The sequence below is a fragment of the Paenibacillus mobilis genome (assembly GCF_058267595.1).
In genome coordinates this window covers 581,702-599,137 of record NZ_JBZCMS010000001.1, presented here as the reverse complement: position 1 = coordinate 599,137, position 17,436 = coordinate 581,702, and the positions used below count along the sequence as shown (strand labels likewise).

The window sequence follows — 17,436 nt, the reverse complement described above, 5'->3', positions numbered from 1 at the left end:
TATAATTTTATCCAGGAGATGATCTGATGAATAATAATCAATCCTTTAAAACCGTAACTCGTCGAAAGTTGGTCGATGAGGTGCTGGAGCAGCTAAAAAGCAAAATTTATTCAGGACAATTCAAAGCCGGGGATCGGATGCCTACCGAAGCGGAATTAATGGAACAGTTTGGAGTTGGCCGTTCGACGGTAAGAGAAGCGGTAAAAATTCTGGTTTATGCGGATATTTTGGAAGTTAAACAAGGGGACGGCACGTTCGTCAAATCTACGGAGCAGTCCGGGAATTCACTAGAGAGAGCTATGCGTCAAACGGGGATGCTGCAAATTTACGAAGTCCGAAAAATGCTGGATCTTGAGGTATGCTCCCTTGCAGCAGCCCGCCGAAATGAGGAGGACTTGCGTAAAATCCGCTCTCTTCTTGATAAACGGAACAACGCCCTGCGGGACGGCAAATATTCGGACTTTGTCGAATTTGATGTTGAATTTCATAAAGCGATTGCTGAAGCGACCCATAATGATTTGCTGATCGAATTGTACCGGACCTTCAGCTCGGCTCTTCGGGCCATCTTGAGTCAATTAATTTTGGATATTGAGCTTTACGACGACAGTACACCTATTCACGAAAATTTATACGACGCCCTGGTTGGCCAAAACGTGGACGAAGCCAAAATGTTCGCGCTTATGAATTTAAAAGGAACCATGAAGCATATCAGCCATTTGTATCCAGAGGTATCCACGCTGCTTTAACCCTTCCTTAATGTTTGTTTCAAGAAGACCGGTAGATTAAAGAACGAAAATAACAGCGGCAATCCGGATATGCTTAGGGAATCCTGGACGCCGCTGTCCTCAGTTAAATAATCAGTCCTGCTCTACTTGTTCAGCCTCTGTTCAATCATTACCATCAGCTCGTCTAAAGTATTCCAAACGATAGGCCGCACCCCTTTAAAGGAAACTTCAAAGGGACCCGTGTCTTTGCCGCTCATGGTCCAAATGACCGGAATGTTTAAAGCCACCGCATATCCTGCCGCTAAAAAAACATCCGGAGATTGGCCGGTTAGATCAGCTATCACAACATGACTCTCAGCGACCCCTTCTAGGGTGTTTTGTGAACCCGCAGCCGGCAGCAAATGCGGCAAATAGCCCATCTGCTCGATTTTAGCGAATAAGCTCTCCTGCCACAATGTCCGATAATTCTCTTCTTTGGCAAGCAGAATCATGCAATTTTTGAATTTTTTGCCGCCGGCCGTGGCGGCTGCTTCTTTCCAGCCTTTTTCCGTTAGCTTGAAAGTCATGCCTTCCCTGATGATCAGCTGCTCGCTGCCCAGTTTGTCGAGAATATAGACCAGCTCCTGCAAATTATGGGAGTAAGTCAAATTAAAGCTGCTGGAAAGCGGCTGAATGACGACTGGTTCTTCCGGGCCCTCGGAATGCCTGTACAAATATTGCAGCAGCCGGTTGCCTTTATCTTCAATAGTTACTGGAATTTTTGGAGAATTCGTTATGGAATCCAAATCATCGGCCGAAATGACTACCTGTTCCCCACGGTCGGTTTGCTCTCGGATATAAGCGGATATAAGATGCAGAACGTCGCGTTTCTGCTGGTGCGGCAGCGATTGAATAGGTTCATAGCTGTCTGCCCGCAAGCTGTATGAGCCGCCGGGAGAACACAAGCAGCCGATAAACCTCTCGTATTCGCCTTCCTGCCGGCTTGGAACGATCTTGTCGCAGAATAAACAACGTTTCTTAATCATGCTGAACTCATCACCTTTTTCTGAATGCTATCCCCTACCTTACCAAGATTTTGTACAAAAGTGGACCGGAATTTATTTCCATATCCTTGGAGATCAAGCCTTTTCGGTTAATTCCCCTCCCCAAACTCATGAATAATCTTCCACCATTGGCAAATACTACGGCCTAAAGGAGGCTGTTGATTCATGTGTCAACGTTTTTCCATGGCGGCCGAGCTGCCGGAGGTTCAGGAGCATTTTGAAATTGAGCGGGTGATGTATTTCTATAAAAACCGGTATAACATCAGCCCAACGCAACACACGCCTGTTGTGCTCCAGGAAAATGGAGTCCGGATTCTGGATGAATTCCGCTGGGGATTTATGCCTTACTGGGGAAAAGACGCGGTAAATGCTGATTTGAGGAATGTGCACCAAAATCCAAGCTACCGCAAAATCATAGACAAGCAGCGGTGCGTAATTCCGTGCAACGGTTTCTATTATTGGAGAAAAGAAGGCAAAAAAGAATATCCGGTAAGAGTGGTCATGAAAAACAGGGACATGTTCGGGGTGGCCGGCCTCTACGAAATTTGGCGGGATACGCGCGGAGAACCTCTCCGCACCTTTACCTTGGTCATGACGGAGGCCAACCCGCTGATCGGAGAGTTCGAAAACCGGATGCCCGCGATTCTGTCCAAAGAAGACATGAGCCGCTGGCTTGACGAGGATACGAATGAGCTTGATGCGCTGGATCCGATTTTACGTTCTCATGCCGCTGAAGACATGGATATTTATGCGGTGACGCCGCTTATTGAAGACAGCAGCCAGGACTCGGAGGACTGCATCCGGGAAATGGATTTGCAGGGGGCTTGGGTCAAACGCTAAAAGGTGATTTTCCATCTTCCCTGAATACGGAAATATGGAAATATAAGGCCATCCTTTGCAGGATGGCCTGTTCTTTTTTTATTCAAAATCCGTCTTACTCGCTGAGGCTTTCCAAGTTTGCATTTCTTGCTGAATATTCGCAATTTTTTGATCTGCGGCCGCATACGCGTCGGCCCCCAAAAACAGATGTACCGGAGGATGGTCCGATTCAGAAACCCGAATTAAAACCTCCATCCCTTTAGCAGGATCGCCCGGCTGGTTCTTGTCGAACATACGCAGACCGGCCTCCTGTCCTTGTCTGATGGCCTCATATTCAACGATTGGATTTCCGCCGGCGCTTATTGAACCTTCGGAAAAGAAGTTTGTCCGGAAATAACCCGGTTTTACCGATGTAACAAAGATTCCTAAGGGGGCGACTTCCTGCGCCAAGGATTCGCTTAACCCGTCCACAGCAAATTTTGTGGCCGCATATACCCCGCTTGCCATCTGCCCCTGATATCCGGCTATGGACGAAAGATTAAAGATATGCCCCGACCTTTGCTCCCGAAGGTATGGCAGCGCATGTCTGATCACGCTGAAGACACCAAAAACATTCACTTCAAAGTTTTTTCGGATTAGGGAATCCGGCACCTCTTCAAACGATCCGATTTGAGCGTATCCGGCATTATTAACGACTACATCCAATCGACCGAAACGTTTTACGGCCGCAGTTATAGCCGTCTTGACCTCGGATTCATTCGTTACGTCCATTTGGAGCGGAAGAAAATGCTCATGAACACCGACAACAGCCTCAAGTTCATTGATTGTTCTGGAGGTGGCTGCAACCCTATAGCCCATTTCCAAAAGTTTTTTGACTAACGTTAAACCAAACCCCTTTGAGGCACCGGTTATGAACCAAACTTTTTTTTGCAGCAATTTCATCTTTCCTTTCTTCTTATTTTCCAACGTGTTCAATCCAACAACTCATAGACCTGCATGCTGATAGACTCCATATCGATGGAATCGGACCAGGTCAAGCTTGAGGAATTTGCCTGTAAATGTTCCATCGTTTCTTGAATATCTTCTGACACAATTTCATAGATGGCCATATAGGGCTTTTCGGCGTTTTCGTTATAATACCTGGTTCCGTTCTTAAACCCGGAGAACTGCAGAAGCTCAGGGATATGGACGTTTTTATACCAGCTTCTAAGTTCTTCCTCTTTCCCGTCTTTAGCTTTAGATATAACGGTAAGAATGTATTTCCCCATCTTGCACAACCTCCGGATAATTAAAATAATTCCTGTCCTTAAACTCGAGTCCGCTGAACAACATGGCGTTACTGCATTTTTAGAATGGGTTTTACAGTTTCACCCGTTTTTGAATCTTGAAAGGCCTGGTTGATCTGTTCAAAATCATAGAACCGGACAAGCTTGTCGAAAGGAAACTTTCCTGCTTGGTAATACTCAATGAGCTGCGGGATAAACAACTGCGGAATGGAGTTGCCTTCCCATAAGGAAACAAAATGTTTGCCAAGAATAGCCGTTGGGGATTGCGACAAATCCGCCATTTGGACGAGATAGGCAGCTGTCCCTTTCACACGAATCGCTTCAGCGGTTTGAATGCCGATTGCCGGCAAACCCGTAGTATCGATACTGTAATCAGCCCCGCCGTTCGTGATTCTGCGAATTTCTGCGACGGCATTCTCTTGTTCCCCGTTAATGACATGGGTAGCCCCAAGCTCTTGTGCCAACTTCAGCCTGCTCGGGACGATGTCAACGGCAATAATGTTCGAGCAGCCTACAAGCTTGGCCGCCATAACGGCGCTTAATCCCACACTGCCTGCCCCAAAAATAACTACGCTTTCACCGAATTTCGGCCTGAGTGCGTTAAAAATCGTCCCAGCCCCGGTCTGAATGCCGCAGCCCAGCGGACCCAGAAGCGCAAGATCAACCTCTTTTCCGACTTTTACCACACTTCTTTCGTTTGCTACGGCGAAAGTAGCAAAGGAAGATTGGCCAAAGAAATTTTTAACGTTTGTTCCATGATGGTGAAGCGGCGTTGTACCGTCCGCCATCCCTCCTCCGAAATTCAAAGGCAGAAAACTGCTGCAGTAAGCAGGTTCTCCGGACAAGCAGTACTCGCAATTGCCGCATGAAGCATAGGACAACACAACGTGGTCCCCCGGAACAACAGAGGTTACCTGGCTTCCTACCCTTTCGACGATGCCGGAACCTTCGTGACCCAACACGATCGGATATTGAACGGGAATTTGCCCGTCTCTTGAGGCTGCGTCTGTATGACAAACGCCTGCTGCAATAATACGAATGAGGACTTCGTTTTCTTTGGGTTCCGCAAGCTCAAGCTCTTTTAGTTCAAAGGCGTTTCCTTTCTCTGCGGTTAAAGCGGCCGTCATTTTCATCTGTGTTTCCTCCGTCTTCATAAATCTTTTGTTAGGTTTTCAGAGCCTTTCTCAACTCCTATTTGATTATAATAATTTCTATTATTGCTAGTATTTGCAGAGTCCTGCCGCAATTTTGCATTATCAGGCCATAGGAAAGCCGGGTTATATTTTTCTTAGATGTTCACGAAAAGCCGCCGGGGATATCTTCTTCGTTCTAACGAAAACCCGCGTGAAATAATGAACCGAAGAAAAACCGGTTTGATAGGCTATTTCTTTAATCGGCAAATCTGTGGACGCAAGCATTTGCTCCGCAGCGCGTATCCGCTCTTCCCTGACTAATGTTGAAAAAGGTTTGCCAATGCTGCTCGTAATGATACGCGACAGATGCCGTTCAGATATATTTAAGGATTCTCCAACCATCCGCAGCGATAAAACGTCACTAATGTGATTCCGAATATATTGCTGCGCTTTCATAAAAAGGGTTGCAGTATTTGCGGTGATCATAGCTTCATCCTTGACGGGTTCCGTTCCAAAAAGATCGGTAAAGGACACAAGCAGCGTGTGAGCGATGGAGGACAGCAGGGATGATGAAACGGGGTTGGCACAGTTATTGGGAATTAAGAGGGATTTCCATAACATTGCAATCGGAGCTGGCTCCGGCAGGATCGTACTAATTGCCCCATGAAGAAGAGATTTCGTATAACCCTGATAAACATGGGATTCCGAAAGGTTTTTGTCGGGTTCAAATGCAATATACAAAAGATCCAAATCCTTAACATCCTTGATCTGATGATAAATATCCGGACGGGAACAAAAAGCAGTCCCTTTTTCCAAAGGCAATATATACCCGGCTTCCTCGTAAGTTCCCTCTCCTGCGATGACATAACAAACTTCAAAAAAGGGGTGCTTGTGCCTTTCATTAGCCGGCAAATTACGAGCTACTCCCCAGTAATGAGTAATAAAAGAAAGATGTTTGCCTTTAACCATTCCTACATAACGGTGCAACCGCTCCTCGCTCTTTGACCATTGAAACATCCATTACGCACTCCTTGAAAAATAGAATCCTGCTAAAGTCAAACAAAAATTGCACTCGATATTTTCAAAAATAATTTAATTGTGAGCTATTAAATTTTACAAAGCAAATATAGTACACGTAATTAGGGCCTGTCAATTGTAGGATCCTGGAAAGAGTTATAAAGAAGCAGGAATAGACGTATAGACCATAAAAATACAAATAAAAAAACCGCATCATATGCGGCTTATGGACCAGGCAATTGGGCTTATGAATATAATCAGTTTGCTTAAAATGGAATAACAGCCTAATCGTTCAAACCCTTTCCTTCTAAAATTTGCTGCTTATATTTTTCAATTCTGGTTTCCCGGGTTTTCGATTGTTTGGCCTCCGAAAAATAAAGAAGGTAGGCCCGCTGGCGTCCGGGAGTCAACGCTTCAAAAGCCGTTTTTAAAGCGGGGTTTTCATTGAATTGTCGCTGCAGCTCTTCAGGAGCCGCAAATTCCGTATGTTTTTTAAACGCTACCTCCAAGCCGGCTTTTTCCACTTCAATAGCCTGGTTGATATACGCTTTCAAAATACTTTCCATCGCAGTGATTTCTTTGGCATTCGTGAACCGGATCTGGCGCGCTGCTTGAACTTTTTCCGTTTGCTGGATTAGTATTCCGTGAGGATCCTCCATTAAGGCGCCTTTGTGAAACAGCAGGGCACAATATTCTTTAAAGCCATGAATTAAAACAATATTTTTATTGTTAAACGTGTAACAAGGATGCATCCACTTAAAATCTTCGGCCAGTTCACAGTCAAGCACGATCGTTCTAAGCTTCTCGTATTCTTCCTTCCACTTTCCGGCTTTGCTTATAAACTCGTCGACCTTGGGATTCGTTCTGCTAGGGGTCATTAGGGAACTCCTTTTCATCTATATTCATATTGGAAACGGCTTTTATAATAGGGCCGTTCCTGCCATTTTATCATGCGCTTCTAGAACATTATATAGCGGCACGCTCAAGTTTTTTTTATTGTTTGAATCCACATAAATTCTAAGGATTGACAGTAAACTTGGGTTGATGTTATATTACGTACGACATAAACAAAGTAATTACATAGGAATTGTCACATTAACAGATTAAACGACAGAAAGGATGATTTGGATTGGAAAACAACCTGGTCAATGCCATACAGAACAACTGGATTACGCTTCTGGTATCGGCAGTGATCCTCGCATTGCTTTATTATTTGGCTAAGAAGAGGGTAGGTTTTGGAACCCGAGTGCTTATCGCGCTGGGATTGGGACTCGTTGCCGGATTTATTTTCAACCGGTTTGAACTGCAGTTCGAAGGCGTAAGCACGATCGGGTCCATTTATGTAAGTCTGATACGTATGATTGTAATCCCCCTTGTTTTTGTACTCGTAATTAACAGTATTATTTCTATTACCAACATTGCGTTTCTTAAGAAAATCGGCATAAAAACCGTCGCCTGGTTCCTCGGGACTACGGGAGTCGCAGCCATTATCGGCCTGCTGATTGCCCTTGCGCTGAACCCTGCAGGAAGTTTTACGGCGAGCACACCTGAAAATTTCGAGGCCCGCGAAGTTCCCAGCTTCTTTCAGGTCATTTTGGATCAGGTGCCTTCCAATCCGGTTAGTGAAGCGGCCGACGGCAAGGTGCTGCCTGTACTGATTTTTGCCATCTTCATCGCGATTGCCATCGTCAAGGTCGGAGCCCGAAAACCCGAAACGGTCGAGCCCGTAAAAACCTTGTTCGCTTCCCTGACGGAGATTCTGCATCAGGTTGTCAAATTCGTCCTTCGTTTCACGCCATACGGCGTATATGCGCTTATAGCGGTAATGGCTGCGCGGTATGGCCTTGAAACGCTTAAACCGCTAGCCATGCTGATTCTGGTCAGCTACGTGGCTTTGATTCTCCACTTTGTCCTGGTTTTTGGCGGCCTTATATCTTTTGTAGCCAAGCTGAATCCGTTACGCTTCTTTAAAAAGGCGTATCCTACCATTGCAGTAGCTTTTACGACGCGCAGCAGTTACGCCACCCTGCCGGTGAACCTGGAAGTCATCACAAAACGGCTTGGGGTTTCTTCCCGAATAGCCAGCTTTGTAGCCCCCCTCGGCTCAACGATGAACTTTAACGGCTGCGGAGGCATTTGGCCGGCAATCGTCTCGGTTTTTGTAGCGCATGTCTACAATATCAACCTGAGCTTTACCGATTACGTCCTGATTGTCCTTGTCAGCATCATCTCTTCCGTAGGCGTAGCCGGAGTTCCCGGCCCCGCCTCCATTGCAACCACGGTGGTGTTGACTGCATTGGGACTTCCTCTGGAAGGTATCGGTTTGGTCGTTGCGGTAGAATCCATTATCGATATGGGCCGTACCGCCGTAAACGCTACCGGCACTACCGTCACTTCCGTTTTGGTAGCCGATTCCGAAGGAGAGTTAGACCGCAGCGTTTTTAACAGCAATGAAAACGACGAATTGGAATTAAATCCGGTTTAAGGTCTTCAATCCCCGAAAATCGCTCTAATCCCGACAAAAGGCCCGGCTCTCTTTCGAGAGGCCGGGCCTTTCCCCTTCTTCACGTTAACGGGCATCTGCTGCAAAGGCCAGCCCTGCGGATTTTTTAGCCGCCTCCAGAACCTCCATGACTTGTCCGCTGTGGTCCAGCAATTGTTGTACAGCGGGCCAATCCTGCTGCCCAATCAGCCGTTCAAACGCCACGAATTCCTGGAACATCCGGTGCCGCTGTTCCTGATGATTAACGGTTATCGGATCCTGTTGGTTTAAGGTATATTGATAAGTTTCGCACGCGTTTGGCGACCCCTCCATATAAAGACTGCCTTTCTCTCCTTGTACGCTGCAAAAGGACGGACTGGAGCTGTCCTTCGCCCCGACGCAGACCGCCTTGAACCGGCCATAGTCCAGCAGCAGCACGCCGGACGTATCGATCCCATTCTCCATGTTCGCCAGATACTCTACATGCTCGGGACGGCCAAACAACCCGATTACCCAGTGGATATTATAAATATTAATGTCCATCAGGGAACCTCCGGACATCGCCGGGTCAAAAGCAGGCAGGATGTTGCCTTTTTTGAAATCGTCGTATCGCGACGAATATTGGGAGTAGTTGCACTGCACAATTTTTACGGGTCCAAGTGCTTCAACCCGCTTCCGAATGGATTTGTAATGGGGCAAATGAATCGTTGTGATCGCCTCAAGCAGCATCAGCTTCCGCTCTCCTGCCAGCTGTTCAAGCTCACGGAACTCCTGCAAATTGGAGGTAAAAGGCTTCTCGCAAATGACATGTTTGCCGTTTAGAAGCGCCTTTTTGGCCAAATCAAAATGTAAATGGTTGGGAACGCCAATATATACGGTATCGACTTGATTCTCCGTGTCCTCCACCATGCGGTCGTAATCCGTATAAACAGCCGGAATTCCGTATTGATTCCGGATTTGTTGGAGTTTCTCGCGGCTTCTGGGAGTACCGCTAATCGCCGTGACTGAAATCGAAGGAATCTCATGGATGAAGCTCAACAGCTCCATAACGATTTTTCCTGAACCTGCTATACCTAATTTCATTACAATCCACTCTCCTGTCTTCTATATCCTGATTATAAGAAGAATGTGACGATTTATTAAGAGATAAACGATAGAATGGTATTTTCGTTCAACGGATTTTATAGATTAAGAAGCCGGGGCTGAACAATTTGTTCATTTTGGAGTTTTGCAGACTCTCTGCTAAAATGGGTCAGAGGTGAACAGGATGAAGACACTGAAATTACTCCAGGAAATGAAAGGTTTTACGCCTAATGAGCAAAGCATTGCCGCCTATATCCTGCAGCATCGCGAAAGCTGCCTGCCTTTAAGCGTGCAGGAGCTGGCCCGGCTCACCTTTACCTCGCATTCCGCCGTCATCCGGCTCACTCAGAAATTGGGCTTGCCCGGATTCAAGGATTTTAAAATCAAACTCGCCCAGGAATTCCAAGCGTCGATTGAAAAGGTTGCCGGCGTGGACCCTAATTTGCCTTTCCGGCCGGGAGCTTCGGCCGAGCAAATGGCCAAGGAAATGGCGGAGCTGATGAAGGAAAGCATAGATAAAACCTACCATTTATTAGACGGCAGCAAGCTGAACGAGGCGGCCGTTCTTTTAAAAAAAGCAAACCGAATATTTATTTTCGCCAAAGGCGATTCTCAGATCCGGGCCGAAAGCTTTAAAAACAGGCTGATCAAAATCAATAAATATGTCATCCTGGCTACCGAGCGGTCTGAGTGGGCCTATCATATGATGAATATGACCCCTGAAGACTGCGCTCTTTTTCTGACCTACCGCGGACAATACGAACCTTATATTAAGGCTGCTTGGCATTTCCGAAGCTCGGGCATTCCTTTTGTCACGATGACTTCATCCCCCCGAAGCGAGCTGGCTGAACTGAGCTCTATTTGCATCCAGTTGCCGGACGATGAAGATCCGCTTGCCAAAATCGGAACCTTCTATTCCCAAATTACGCTTGAGTATGTACTAAACGTCCTTTACTCCTATATCTACCAATTGGATTATCAAAAAAACAGGCAGGCAGCGCTGCAGGCCCTGGCCGCCTTCCAGCGCCTGGACTTGATGAAGGAAGTGTGATTGGTCTTCCTGAAAACGGTGAAGGCCGTCCCGGACATTAAATGCAACTAAATTCCAGAACGACCTTATTCCCTAACCTGACGTTTCTATTGGTTTGAGATTAAGAAGTAAAGTTAACCGACTCGCTCAAGTGCCGCCATTTCAAATCCGATGCCGCCCGTGCTTGCTGCGCGGCCCCGGCATAAGCAACGGCATCACTGCCGATCAAGAGGCGGACGGGCGGCTCTTCCATTTCGGACAGCTTTGTAATCACCTCCGCGATTTTGGCGGGATCGCCGGGCTCCTGTCCGGCATGCTCCCGAATCATTTTTACGAAGGTGCCTACTGTCTGCTCGTAAGGTTCGCTAATCGGAGGAATGGTCATGGAAGAACCCGCCCAATCCGTCTGCATGCCGCCGGGTTCAATCACGGTAACGTTGATCCCAAAGGGGGCTACCTCCTGCGCCAGCACCTCCGAGAAACCTCCAACTGCCCCCTTCGCGCTTTGCCCGGAAATCATCCATCTTAACATCTTCTATGGAAGCAATATCCCCATAACCGGCATTGTTCACCATAACATCCAAGCTCCCGAACACTTGAACGCCCTGCTCAACTGCCTTAATTACGGCCTGCTCGTCCCTAACATCCAAAGCAAGCGGATGGATTTGATTCCCGTATCGTTGAACCAAATCGTCCAAGGATTTCGGGTTACGCGCAGTGGCAATCACATAATCCCCTTTCATCAATGCCGCTTCCGCTATACTTCGGCCAAGCCCTCTTGAACTTCCCGTTATCATCCATACTTTGGGTTTCGACATTTGTAAACTCTCCTTAAACGATCATTTATTTAATGTCAAGTATGCCTCCACCCGGAGGCTTTTTTAGGCCAAGAGAGCTTAACGGCTCCGCAGATCCTGGATTCTTACATTCGAACTGTACAAAGAAGCATCGCTGCTTACCTTGAAGGAAGGATAACTGGCATCCGCTTCGATCCGCATCACTTCATCAAACTGCTGGAGCTGCTGGCGGTCAACGACAATGGTAAATGAATCGGCCTCAGCCTTCACATCGGTTTCCAGAGGCCGATCCAAAAGCTGAAGAACCAGCACGCCATTGCAGCCGCAGTCCTGCGTATCATAATAAAACTTAAAGCAGCCCGCTGTTCCCTTTAAATATTCATTTAGCTTCCGCTCCGTCCAGGCATTCATTTCGATTCTCATAGCGCAGATTTCCTCCTTAAGTTTGGCTCTTCGAACAACGCTAAACACTGCTTCGTAAGCATACCAAATCCCGCAAAAAAAGGCACCCGTTTGGTTGGAGTGCCTCTAATTGGGCGGTTTCGCCGCTAAACGCGTTATACCCAAATGTATACCTTATCGTCTTCCAGCAGCGTTTCGAAGGTAGCGACCGTTCCGTGATCGGGTTCCTGCACCTGGCCGTCCAGCAGGGAAATTTTCCAGTCATAGAGCGGGCAATATACGTATTCCCCCGAAACCGTTCCTTCCGCCAAAGGACCCTCGCGATAAGGGCTGACGTCTTCCAATGCTTTGATGCGGCCGTCGCTCAGACGGAAAACGGCTATCTTCCGCTCCCCGCAAACCACGCTGTATCCGATTCGCGGAAGGAGCTCCTCCTGTTTGGCAACATAAACTTTTGTTTTTGGCATCCGGATTATCCCCTTACGACCGTGTACAGGTCTTTTTGAAGTTTTTGATCTTCGACGACTTGCTGCCAAGGATTCCGGCGTTTGCCTTCCACCGCTTCATCCAAGCGTTTCAGCAGTTCGGCGCGCTGCTCCGCGCTTAACAAAATCTTTTTCACAGGGTCAAAGCCCATCCGTTTCAGCCAAGGCGCCGTCCGTTCGGCGTAAATGCCGGTTTCCCGGTAGTATTGAAGGAAAGCCCCGCAAATATCGATGACCTCCTGCTCCGTTTCGACCGTTGTCAGCAGCTGACCTTCCTGCACCTCGGTCCCGCCGTTGCCGCCGATGTAGATCTGGAAGCCGTTTTCGACGCCGATGACGCCAAAATCTTTCACTCCGGTTTCCGCGCAGCTCCGCGGACAAGCCGACACGCCCATTTTAAATTTGTGCGGCGTATCGATAAATTCATAACGCTCCTCCAGCTTGATGCCGAGACCCATCGAATCCTGCGTGCCGAACCGGCAGAAAGCGGCGCCGACGCAGGTCTTCACGGAACGCACCGCTTTGGCGTAAGCGGAAGCCGAGGTCATGTCCAGCTCTTCCCACATGTTCGGCAGGTCTTCTTTCTTGACGCCGTAGAGTCCGATCCGCTGGCTGCCGGTAACTTTGACCAGAGGCACCTCGTATTTTTCAGCTACACGGGCAATTTGCATCAGCTGCTGAGGTGTAGTTTGTCCACCGCGCATTCTCGGAATGACGGAAAACGTGCCGTTGTTCTGGATGTTGGCATGCAGACGTTCGTTGACGAAACGGGAAGCCGGTTCATCCGCATGTTCTTTCGGAAAGGCGACATTCAGGTAAAAATTGACGGCAGGCCGGCATTTCGGACAGCCTTCCCGGTTTCGGAATCCGATCTGCTCGTAAACCTCGTCCGTGGTGGTCAGTCCTTTCTCATGAATCTGCAGCACAATTTCGTCCCTCGACAGGTCCGTGCAGCCGCAAATGCCCGTCGGCGCTGTGGCCACTTGATCGCCCAATACACAGGTCAGCAGGTCTCCGATCATGCCCTTGCATTTTCCGCACGAACCGCCAGCTTTGGTCGCTTTGGTTACCTCTGCTACCGACTTGAGATCCTTGCCTCGGATCGCCTGCAGAATCGTGCCTTTAGTTACCCCGTTACAGCCGCATACCGTTTCATCATCGGCCCACTGGGTCACATCGTCCGCAGCGGCTCCCCCGCAGCATCCGCCGCCTGCAGACAGCAGGGAAACTGAAGTGAATGCCGAAATATCCTGCTTCTGCTTCAGCAGCTTGAAGTAACGGTTCTCTTCGGAGGTGTCTCCGTAAAGGACGATGCCGACTACCTGGCTGTCTTGGATGAACAGCTTTTTATAGCTGTTAGCCAGGCCATCATAGGCTTCTATGCTTTTTACGCCGCCCACTTCCTTGATCTCTCCTGCCGAAAAAAGATCGCAGCCCGAAACTTTAAGCGACGTATAGGTTGTGCTTCCGCCATAAGGGGCGGTTTCACTCCCGGTTAGAACGTCGGCCAGCACTTTGCCCTGCTCAAACAGCGGGGCCACCAGTCCGTATATTTTCCCCTGGTGTTCGGCGCATTCGCCAACCGCATAAATGCCCGAAGCGGAAGTCTCCATCCAATCGTTTACGACAATCCCGCGGTTTACGGTTAAACCTGCGTGACGGGCCAGAGTCGTTTCCGGGCGTATGCCGACGGTCATGATGACCATATCGGCTTCCAGTATGGAGCCGTCGCTGAATTCAATTCCCGTGACGCGGGTGTCGCCAAGGATTCGGCTTGTTTTTTTCTCCATAAGGAACTTCAGGCCCTGCTGCTCCAAATCCGCTTTCAGCAGTTTGCCGGCCATTTCGTTCAATTGGGTTTCCATCAGCCATTTCTCCAGATGAACGACCGTGACGTCCATGCCCTGATCAACAAGTCCCTTGGCTGCCTCCAGCCCCAAAAGTCCTCCGCCAATAACAGCCGCTTTCCGGTAGCTTTTGGCCATTTCGAGCATGCTCAGCGTATCGTCAATGGTTCTGAAACCCAAAACGCCTTCCAGGCTTGAACCTTCCACCGGCAAAATGAACGATCTCGAACCCGTCGCCAAAATACATTTATCGAAGCCGATTTCTTTGCCGCTTTGGGTGCGCGCCTTCCTGGCCCCAGAGTCCAGGCTCACCGCCGGATCGTGATGAACCAGCTCGATCCGCTGTTCGGCATACCAGCTTGCCGGGTTGGTGATAATCTCCTCTATTGTGTTTTTGTTCTGCAGCACATTGGAAAGCATGATTCTATTATAATTGGTATAGTTTTCTTCCCCGATAATGGTAATGTCGTAACGTTCGGCGTCCCGATCCAGGATTTCCTCAACCGTTCTTACGCCCGCCATCCCGTTCCCTATCAGCAGCAGCTTTTCCCTCGCCATGAGACTCCCTCCAAGTTTGTGATTTCATTCACTTATCTGATTTAAATGTATCACACCCTTGTAGGCGAACCTATTAGGGAAATGCCTGAATTTGAGGGGAGTCCCGCTACGAATAAGCTCTTTTTCCTGCGTGGTCTATAGGGTTCTCCCTAATGAAAAAATGCCCAGAAGAAAAACGCTGCTTCTTTCAGGACTTTCCTTCTCCTTGAGAAGAAGGATCAAAAGCCCAGCAATTTTTTCTTTAAGGCGTATTCGACCAATTCAGGGCGGCTTTTCAAATTCAGCTTCTCCATGATTTTGGCTTTATGCGCTTCTACGGTTTTTACGGAAATGAAAAGCTTCTCCGAAATCTCCTTGTTCCCGTAACCCTTGGCGATTAAAGGCAAAATCTCGATCTCCCGTCTGGAAAGCAGCTCAAAAGGATCCTCCGACGAATCCCTCTGATCCGTCTTCATCCACTGCTTTACCAGAGAATTGGCCATTTTGGGCTGAATATAAATATCGCCGCCGTAAATCGTGCGGATGGCAAACAGCAATTCATCTTCCGGCGCATTTTTCAGCACGTAACCGGAAGCGCCACTTTTCAAAACGTGAAACAAATATTCCTCATCGTCATACATGGTCAGGATCAGTATTTTTGTATCCGGAAAATCCTCTTTGATTTTTCCGGTGGCGATAAGTCCGCCTTCGCCCGGCGGCATGCTGAGGTCCATGATCAGAATATCCGGGCGGTGTTTAGCCACAACCGAATAAGCCTCCAGCCCGTCCGCCGCAGTCCCGACTACCTCCATGTCCTCCTGGAAATTTAAAATCATGGAGAAGCCGCTGCGGACAACCGCATGATCGTCGGCAATTACAATTTTCATAAAAAAGTTTCTCCCCTCCTTACTCCGCTGGAGGGACGGGCACCTGCAAGGTAACCCGTGTCCCTTCCCCCGGCTTGGACAAGATGCGACAGACTCCGCCGACCAGCTCGGCGCGCTCCTGCATCCCGAACAGCCCCAAACCTGTGCCCTGCGGCTCTTGCCCCGGCTGGAACCCTGCTCCCCGGTCTTCGACGATCAGCTGCAGCGAGCCGTCTCTTTCCTCCAGCAGCACCTCCACACGGTCGACCTGCGCATATTTGAGCGCATTCAGCACCGCTTCCTGGCAGATCCGGTACACCACCGTTTCGATTTCACTGGAGTACCGTTTTTGATCCAAAGAAGAGGTAAAATCAATTAACAGGCCGTAGCTTTGCTCCATCCGTTTAAAATGCGTTTTAAAGGCGGCCTCCAGCCCAAAGTCGTCCAGCGTCGCCGGGCGGAGCTCCACGGATAAGTTCCGGATGTCGTCCAGCAGCCGGGTCATCAAGGCTTCAGTTTGATTCATTTTGGTCAGGAGCTTCGTATCGTCGGTTAAATATTTGAGCACTCGGACATCCACCACGGCGCTCATCAGCTCCTGGGCCACGCTGTCATGCAGTTCGCGGGAGATCCGTCTCCGCTCATTCTCCTGAGCTTCGATGACATGTTTCATGATCTTGTTCTGGTACAATCTTTCCTGGGTTTGATACTGCTTGGTCAACCCTCTGAGCATCAGCACCCGAATGCCCCGCCCGGCGTCCAGTGTTTGGAAAGAAGCCGTATAAGGCAGAATTCCTTCATCCCTGGTATCGATAAAAACCTGAAAGGAACTGAAATCCCGGGTTTCTTGGCTTTGCATGTAACAGTTCGAACAGGTTCTTTGCTCCGTCTCGCTCGTAAACCCTCTGCAAACCTCGCATATGCCGTTCTCCTCACCCTGCAGCAGCTGCTTTATGGCTTGGTCCGACATAATTTTCTCCGCAGCGGGATTCATGGCGAGTACATTTCCATCCTGGTCAAAGAAAAGAATAGCCTCCATGCTGCCGGCATAAAGCCTCGTCATCAAAGCGTCCATCTGCATGTTATTTTCGGTCATCAACTTGGCATCCTTTCCTTCCCGTTTAAATCCGCGAGTCCACCGGCCGCATAGGCATGCAGTTCGTCTGCAGACGAGGAAGCCACCCGCTGTCCGCTTCGGTAAGCGCCGAGAAGAACTCCCGCAACGCGCCCGTCATGCCAGACCGGCACCGCCGCCAGGCTGGACAACTCCTCCAGCTTGATAATCGGATATTGAAAAAGGTCCTCCGGATTCACAAAATCCGGCACAAAAGGGATCGTCAGCGGTTTGCCCGTCTTGAACACGATTCCGGGGACCCCCCGGCCTGATTTAAGCACAATCCGTTTATAACCTTCGTTTAAATTTCCGGATGCAAATTTCCATTTGATTACATAATTGAATTCGGCCGATTCTACCAGCGCCAAGGCCATAAAGTCATAGCCGGATTGAAGCCGCATCTGGTCGAGCACCGTTTGAAATTCCCCATTATTCATCGTTAAACCACCCATCAGCCGAATCTTTCGTTAAGACTGTTTCTTCTCTTTGTATAGAATAAACCTCCCTCTCCGAGATTTCAATAAAAGGAGCTGCAGCGTTACCGGCTTGGCTTCAACGGCCTTAAAATATAAAAAAACGGATGCCCAAGGATAAGGCGCCTGTGCGTTTTCTGCTTGTCAGTCGATGAAAAGGGGTATTGCTGATAATTCCCCCATTATTGTTGGATTTTATCCCTAGACCCCTGGAGAAATCTGGATGAAAATAGAAATACCTTCACCCGGATTTTTCGTTTTCTCTTCACCAGTCCATCAACCAAGTGAAGGTAAATT

19 protein-coding genes are annotated in these 17,436 nt (G+C 48.6%); 4 read left to right on the top strand and 15 right to left on the bottom strand.

The window, feature by feature from the left end:
- The first annotated feature begins 26 nt into the window (after positions 1–26).
- On the top strand, positions 27–746 hold the full coding sequence (locus tag AC3ZPD_RS02795; protein ID WP_490982734.1) for a FadR/GntR family transcriptional regulator: 720 nt from the start codon (positions 27–29) through the stop codon (positions 744–746).
- A gap of 122 nt (positions 747–868) precedes the next feature.
- On the opposite strand, the gene AC3ZPD_RS02790 is transcribed toward AC3ZPD_RS02795, so the two are convergent.
- On the bottom strand, positions 869–1,750 hold the full coding sequence (locus AC3ZPD_RS02790) for a hypothetical protein (protein ID WP_490982733.1): 882 nt from the start codon (positions 1,748–1,750) through the stop codon (positions 869–871).
- A 183-nt stretch (positions 1,751–1,933) separates the two neighbouring features.
- Here AC3ZPD_RS02790 and AC3ZPD_RS02785 point away from each other — a divergent pair, with 183 nt between their 5' ends.
- Entirely contained in the window at positions 1,934–2,608 is a 675-nt protein-coding gene (locus tag AC3ZPD_RS02785; protein ID WP_490982732.1) for an SOS response-associated peptidase, read from the top strand.
- Between the two features lie 78 nt (positions 2,609–2,686).
- On the opposite strand, the gene AC3ZPD_RS02780 is transcribed toward AC3ZPD_RS02785, so the two are convergent.
- The 5 genes from AC3ZPD_RS02780 to AC3ZPD_RS02760 all read right to left on the bottom strand — a co-directional run bounded on the left by AC3ZPD_RS02780 (position 2,687) and on the right by AC3ZPD_RS02760 (position 6,901).
- Positions 2,687–3,529, bottom strand: a complete 843-nt coding sequence (locus tag AC3ZPD_RS02780) for an SDR family NAD(P)-dependent oxidoreductase (protein ID WP_490982731.1) — start codon at positions 3,527–3,529, stop codon at positions 2,687–2,689.
- A 29-nt stretch (positions 3,530–3,558) separates the two neighbouring features.
- Positions 3,559–3,855 carry a DUF4286 family protein gene (locus AC3ZPD_RS02775; protein WP_490982730.1) on the bottom strand — a complete coding sequence of 99 codons (297 nt, stop codon included), beginning with the start codon at positions 3,853–3,855 and terminating at the stop codon, positions 3,559–3,561.
- Between the two features lie 68 nt (positions 3,856–3,923).
- Entirely contained in the window at positions 3,924–5,006 is a 1,083-nt protein-coding gene (locus AC3ZPD_RS02770; protein ID WP_490982729.1) for an NAD(P)-dependent alcohol dehydrogenase, read from the bottom strand.
- Positions 5,007–5,150: 144 nt separating this feature from the next.
- On the bottom strand, positions 5,151–6,023 hold the full coding sequence (locus AC3ZPD_RS02765) for a helix-turn-helix domain-containing protein (protein ID WP_490982728.1): 873 nt from the start codon (positions 6,021–6,023) through the stop codon (positions 5,151–5,153).
- Between the two features lie 284 nt (positions 6,024–6,307).
- Complete coding sequence (locus tag AC3ZPD_RS02760) at positions 6,308–6,901, bottom strand: YdeI/OmpD-associated family protein (RefSeq protein WP_490982727.1); 594 nt, start codon at positions 6,899–6,901, stop codon at positions 6,308–6,310.
- 251 nt (positions 6,902–7,152) lie between these two features.
- Here AC3ZPD_RS02760 and AC3ZPD_RS02755 point away from each other — a divergent pair, with 251 nt between their 5' ends.
- Positions 7,153–8,508 (top strand): dicarboxylate/amino acid:cation symporter, encoded by a 1,356-nt coding sequence (locus AC3ZPD_RS02755; protein ID WP_490982726.1) that lies wholly within the window; start codon positions 7,153–7,155, stop codon positions 8,506–8,508.
- Between the two features lie 84 nt (positions 8,509–8,592).
- On the opposite strand, the gene AC3ZPD_RS02750 is transcribed toward AC3ZPD_RS02755, so the two are convergent.
- Complete coding sequence (locus AC3ZPD_RS02750) at positions 8,593–9,588, bottom strand: Gfo/Idh/MocA family protein (protein WP_490982725.1); 996 nt, start codon at positions 9,586–9,588, stop codon at positions 8,593–8,595.
- A 184-nt stretch (positions 9,589–9,772) separates the two neighbouring features.
- Here AC3ZPD_RS02750 and AC3ZPD_RS02745 point away from each other — a divergent pair, with 184 nt between their 5' ends.
- Entirely contained in the window at positions 9,773–10,639 is an 867-nt protein-coding gene (locus AC3ZPD_RS02745; RefSeq protein WP_490982724.1) for a MurR/RpiR family transcriptional regulator, read from the top strand.
- Between the two features lie 100 nt (positions 10,640–10,739).
- On the opposite strand, the gene AC3ZPD_RS02740 is transcribed toward AC3ZPD_RS02745, so the two are convergent.
- From AC3ZPD_RS02740 to AC3ZPD_RS02705, 8 genes are all read right to left on the bottom strand, one after another.
- Complete coding sequence (locus AC3ZPD_RS02740; RefSeq protein WP_490982723.1) at positions 10,740–11,090, bottom strand: Rossmann-fold NAD(P)-binding domain-containing protein; 351 nt, start codon at positions 11,088–11,090, stop codon at positions 10,740–10,742.
- On the bottom strand, positions 11,041–11,436 hold the full coding sequence (locus AC3ZPD_RS02735; protein WP_490982722.1) for an SDR family NAD(P)-dependent oxidoreductase: 396 nt from the start codon (positions 11,434–11,436) through the stop codon (positions 11,041–11,043). The genes AC3ZPD_RS02740 and AC3ZPD_RS02735 overlap by 50 nt, the downstream gene beginning before the upstream one ends.
- A gap of 78 nt (positions 11,437–11,514) precedes the next feature.
- Positions 11,515–11,838, bottom strand: coding sequence for an iron-sulfur cluster biosynthesis family protein (locus tag AC3ZPD_RS02730; RefSeq protein WP_490982721.1), 324 nt, complete (start codon positions 11,836–11,838; stop codon positions 11,515–11,517).
- A gap of 134 nt (positions 11,839–11,972) precedes the next feature.
- On the bottom strand, positions 11,973–12,284 hold the full coding sequence (nirD, locus tag AC3ZPD_RS02725; protein ID WP_490982720.1) for a nitrite reductase small subunit NirD: 312 nt from the start codon (positions 12,282–12,284) through the stop codon (positions 11,973–11,975).
- A 5-nt stretch (positions 12,285–12,289) separates the two neighbouring features.
- Positions 12,290–14,707 carry a nitrite reductase large subunit NirB gene (nirB, locus tag AC3ZPD_RS02720; RefSeq protein WP_490982719.1) on the bottom strand — a complete coding sequence of 806 codons (2,418 nt, stop codon included), beginning with the start codon at positions 14,705–14,707 and terminating at the stop codon, positions 12,290–12,292.
- A gap of 218 nt (positions 14,708–14,925) precedes the next feature.
- Positions 14,926–15,573, bottom strand: a complete 648-nt coding sequence (locus tag AC3ZPD_RS02715; protein ID WP_490982718.1) for a response regulator transcription factor — start codon at positions 15,571–15,573, stop codon at positions 14,926–14,928.
- Positions 15,574–15,592: 19 nt separating this feature from the next.
- Complete coding sequence (locus AC3ZPD_RS02710) at positions 15,593–16,648, bottom strand: sensor histidine kinase (RefSeq protein ID WP_490982717.1); 1,056 nt, start codon at positions 16,646–16,648, stop codon at positions 15,593–15,595.
- Positions 16,648–17,103 carry a GAF domain-containing protein gene (locus AC3ZPD_RS02705; RefSeq protein ID WP_490982716.1) on the bottom strand — a complete coding sequence of 152 codons (456 nt, stop codon included), beginning with the start codon at positions 17,101–17,103 and terminating at the stop codon, positions 16,648–16,650. The genes AC3ZPD_RS02710 and AC3ZPD_RS02705 overlap by 1 nt, the downstream gene beginning before the upstream one ends.
- Positions 17,104–17,436: the final 333 nt, after the last annotated feature.

Coding starts and splice junctions, on each gene's coding strand:
- AC3ZPD_RS02795 (WP_490982734.1), top strand. CDS start 27: ATGAATAATAATCAATCCTTTAAAACCGTAACTCGTCGAAAGTTGGTC.
- AC3ZPD_RS02790 (WP_490982733.1), bottom strand. CDS start 1,750: ATGATTAAGAAACGTTGTTTATTCTGCGACAAGATCGTTCCAAGCCGG.
- AC3ZPD_RS02785 (WP_490982732.1), top strand. CDS start 1,934: ATGTGTCAACGTTTTTCCATGGCGGCCGAGCTGCCGGAGGTTCAGGAG.
- AC3ZPD_RS02780 (WP_490982731.1), bottom strand. CDS start 3,529: ATGAAATTGCTGCAAAAAAAAGTTTGGTTCATAACCGGTGCCTCAAAG.
- AC3ZPD_RS02775 (WP_490982730.1), bottom strand. CDS start 3,855: ATGGGGAAATACATTCTTACCGTTATATCTAAAGCTAAAGACGGGAAA.
- AC3ZPD_RS02770 (WP_490982729.1), bottom strand. CDS start 5,006: ATGAAAATGACGGCCGCTTTAACCGCAGAGAAAGGAAACGCCTTTGAA.
- AC3ZPD_RS02765 (WP_490982728.1), bottom strand. CDS start 6,023: ATGTTTCAATGGTCAAAGAGCGAGGAGCGGTTGCACCGTTATGTAGGA.
- AC3ZPD_RS02760 (WP_490982727.1), bottom strand. CDS start 6,901: ATGACCCCTAGCAGAACGAATCCCAAGGTCGACGAGTTTATAAGCAAA.
- AC3ZPD_RS02750 (WP_490982725.1), bottom strand. CDS start 9,588: ATGAAATTAGGTATAGCAGGTTCAGGAAAAATCGTTATGGAGCTGTTG.
- AC3ZPD_RS02745 (WP_490982724.1), top strand. CDS start 9,773: ATGAAGACACTGAAATTACTCCAGGAAATGAAAGGTTTTACGCCTAAT.
- AC3ZPD_RS02735 (WP_490982722.1), bottom strand. CDS start 11,436: ATGTCGAAACCCAAAGTATGGATGATAACGGGAAGTTCAAGAGGGCTT.
- AC3ZPD_RS02730 (WP_490982721.1), bottom strand. CDS start 11,838: ATGAGAATCGAAATGAATGCCTGGACGGAGCGGAAGCTAAATGAATAT.
- nirD (WP_490982720.1), bottom strand. CDS start 12,284: ATGCCAAAAACAAAAGTTTATGTTGCCAAACAGGAGGAGCTCCTTCCG.
- nirB (WP_490982719.1), bottom strand. CDS start 14,707: ATGGCGAGGGAAAAGCTGCTGCTGATAGGGAACGGGATGGCGGGCGTA.
- AC3ZPD_RS02715 (WP_490982718.1), bottom strand. CDS start 15,573: ATGAAAATTGTAATTGCCGACGATCATGCGGTTGTCCGCAGCGGCTTC.
- AC3ZPD_RS02710 (WP_490982717.1), bottom strand. CDS start 16,648: ATGACCGAAAATAACATGCAGATGGACGCTTTGATGACGAGGCTTTAT.
- AC3ZPD_RS02705 (WP_490982716.1), bottom strand. CDS start 17,103: ATGAATAATGGGGAATTTCAAACGGTGCTCGACCAGATGCGGCTTCAA.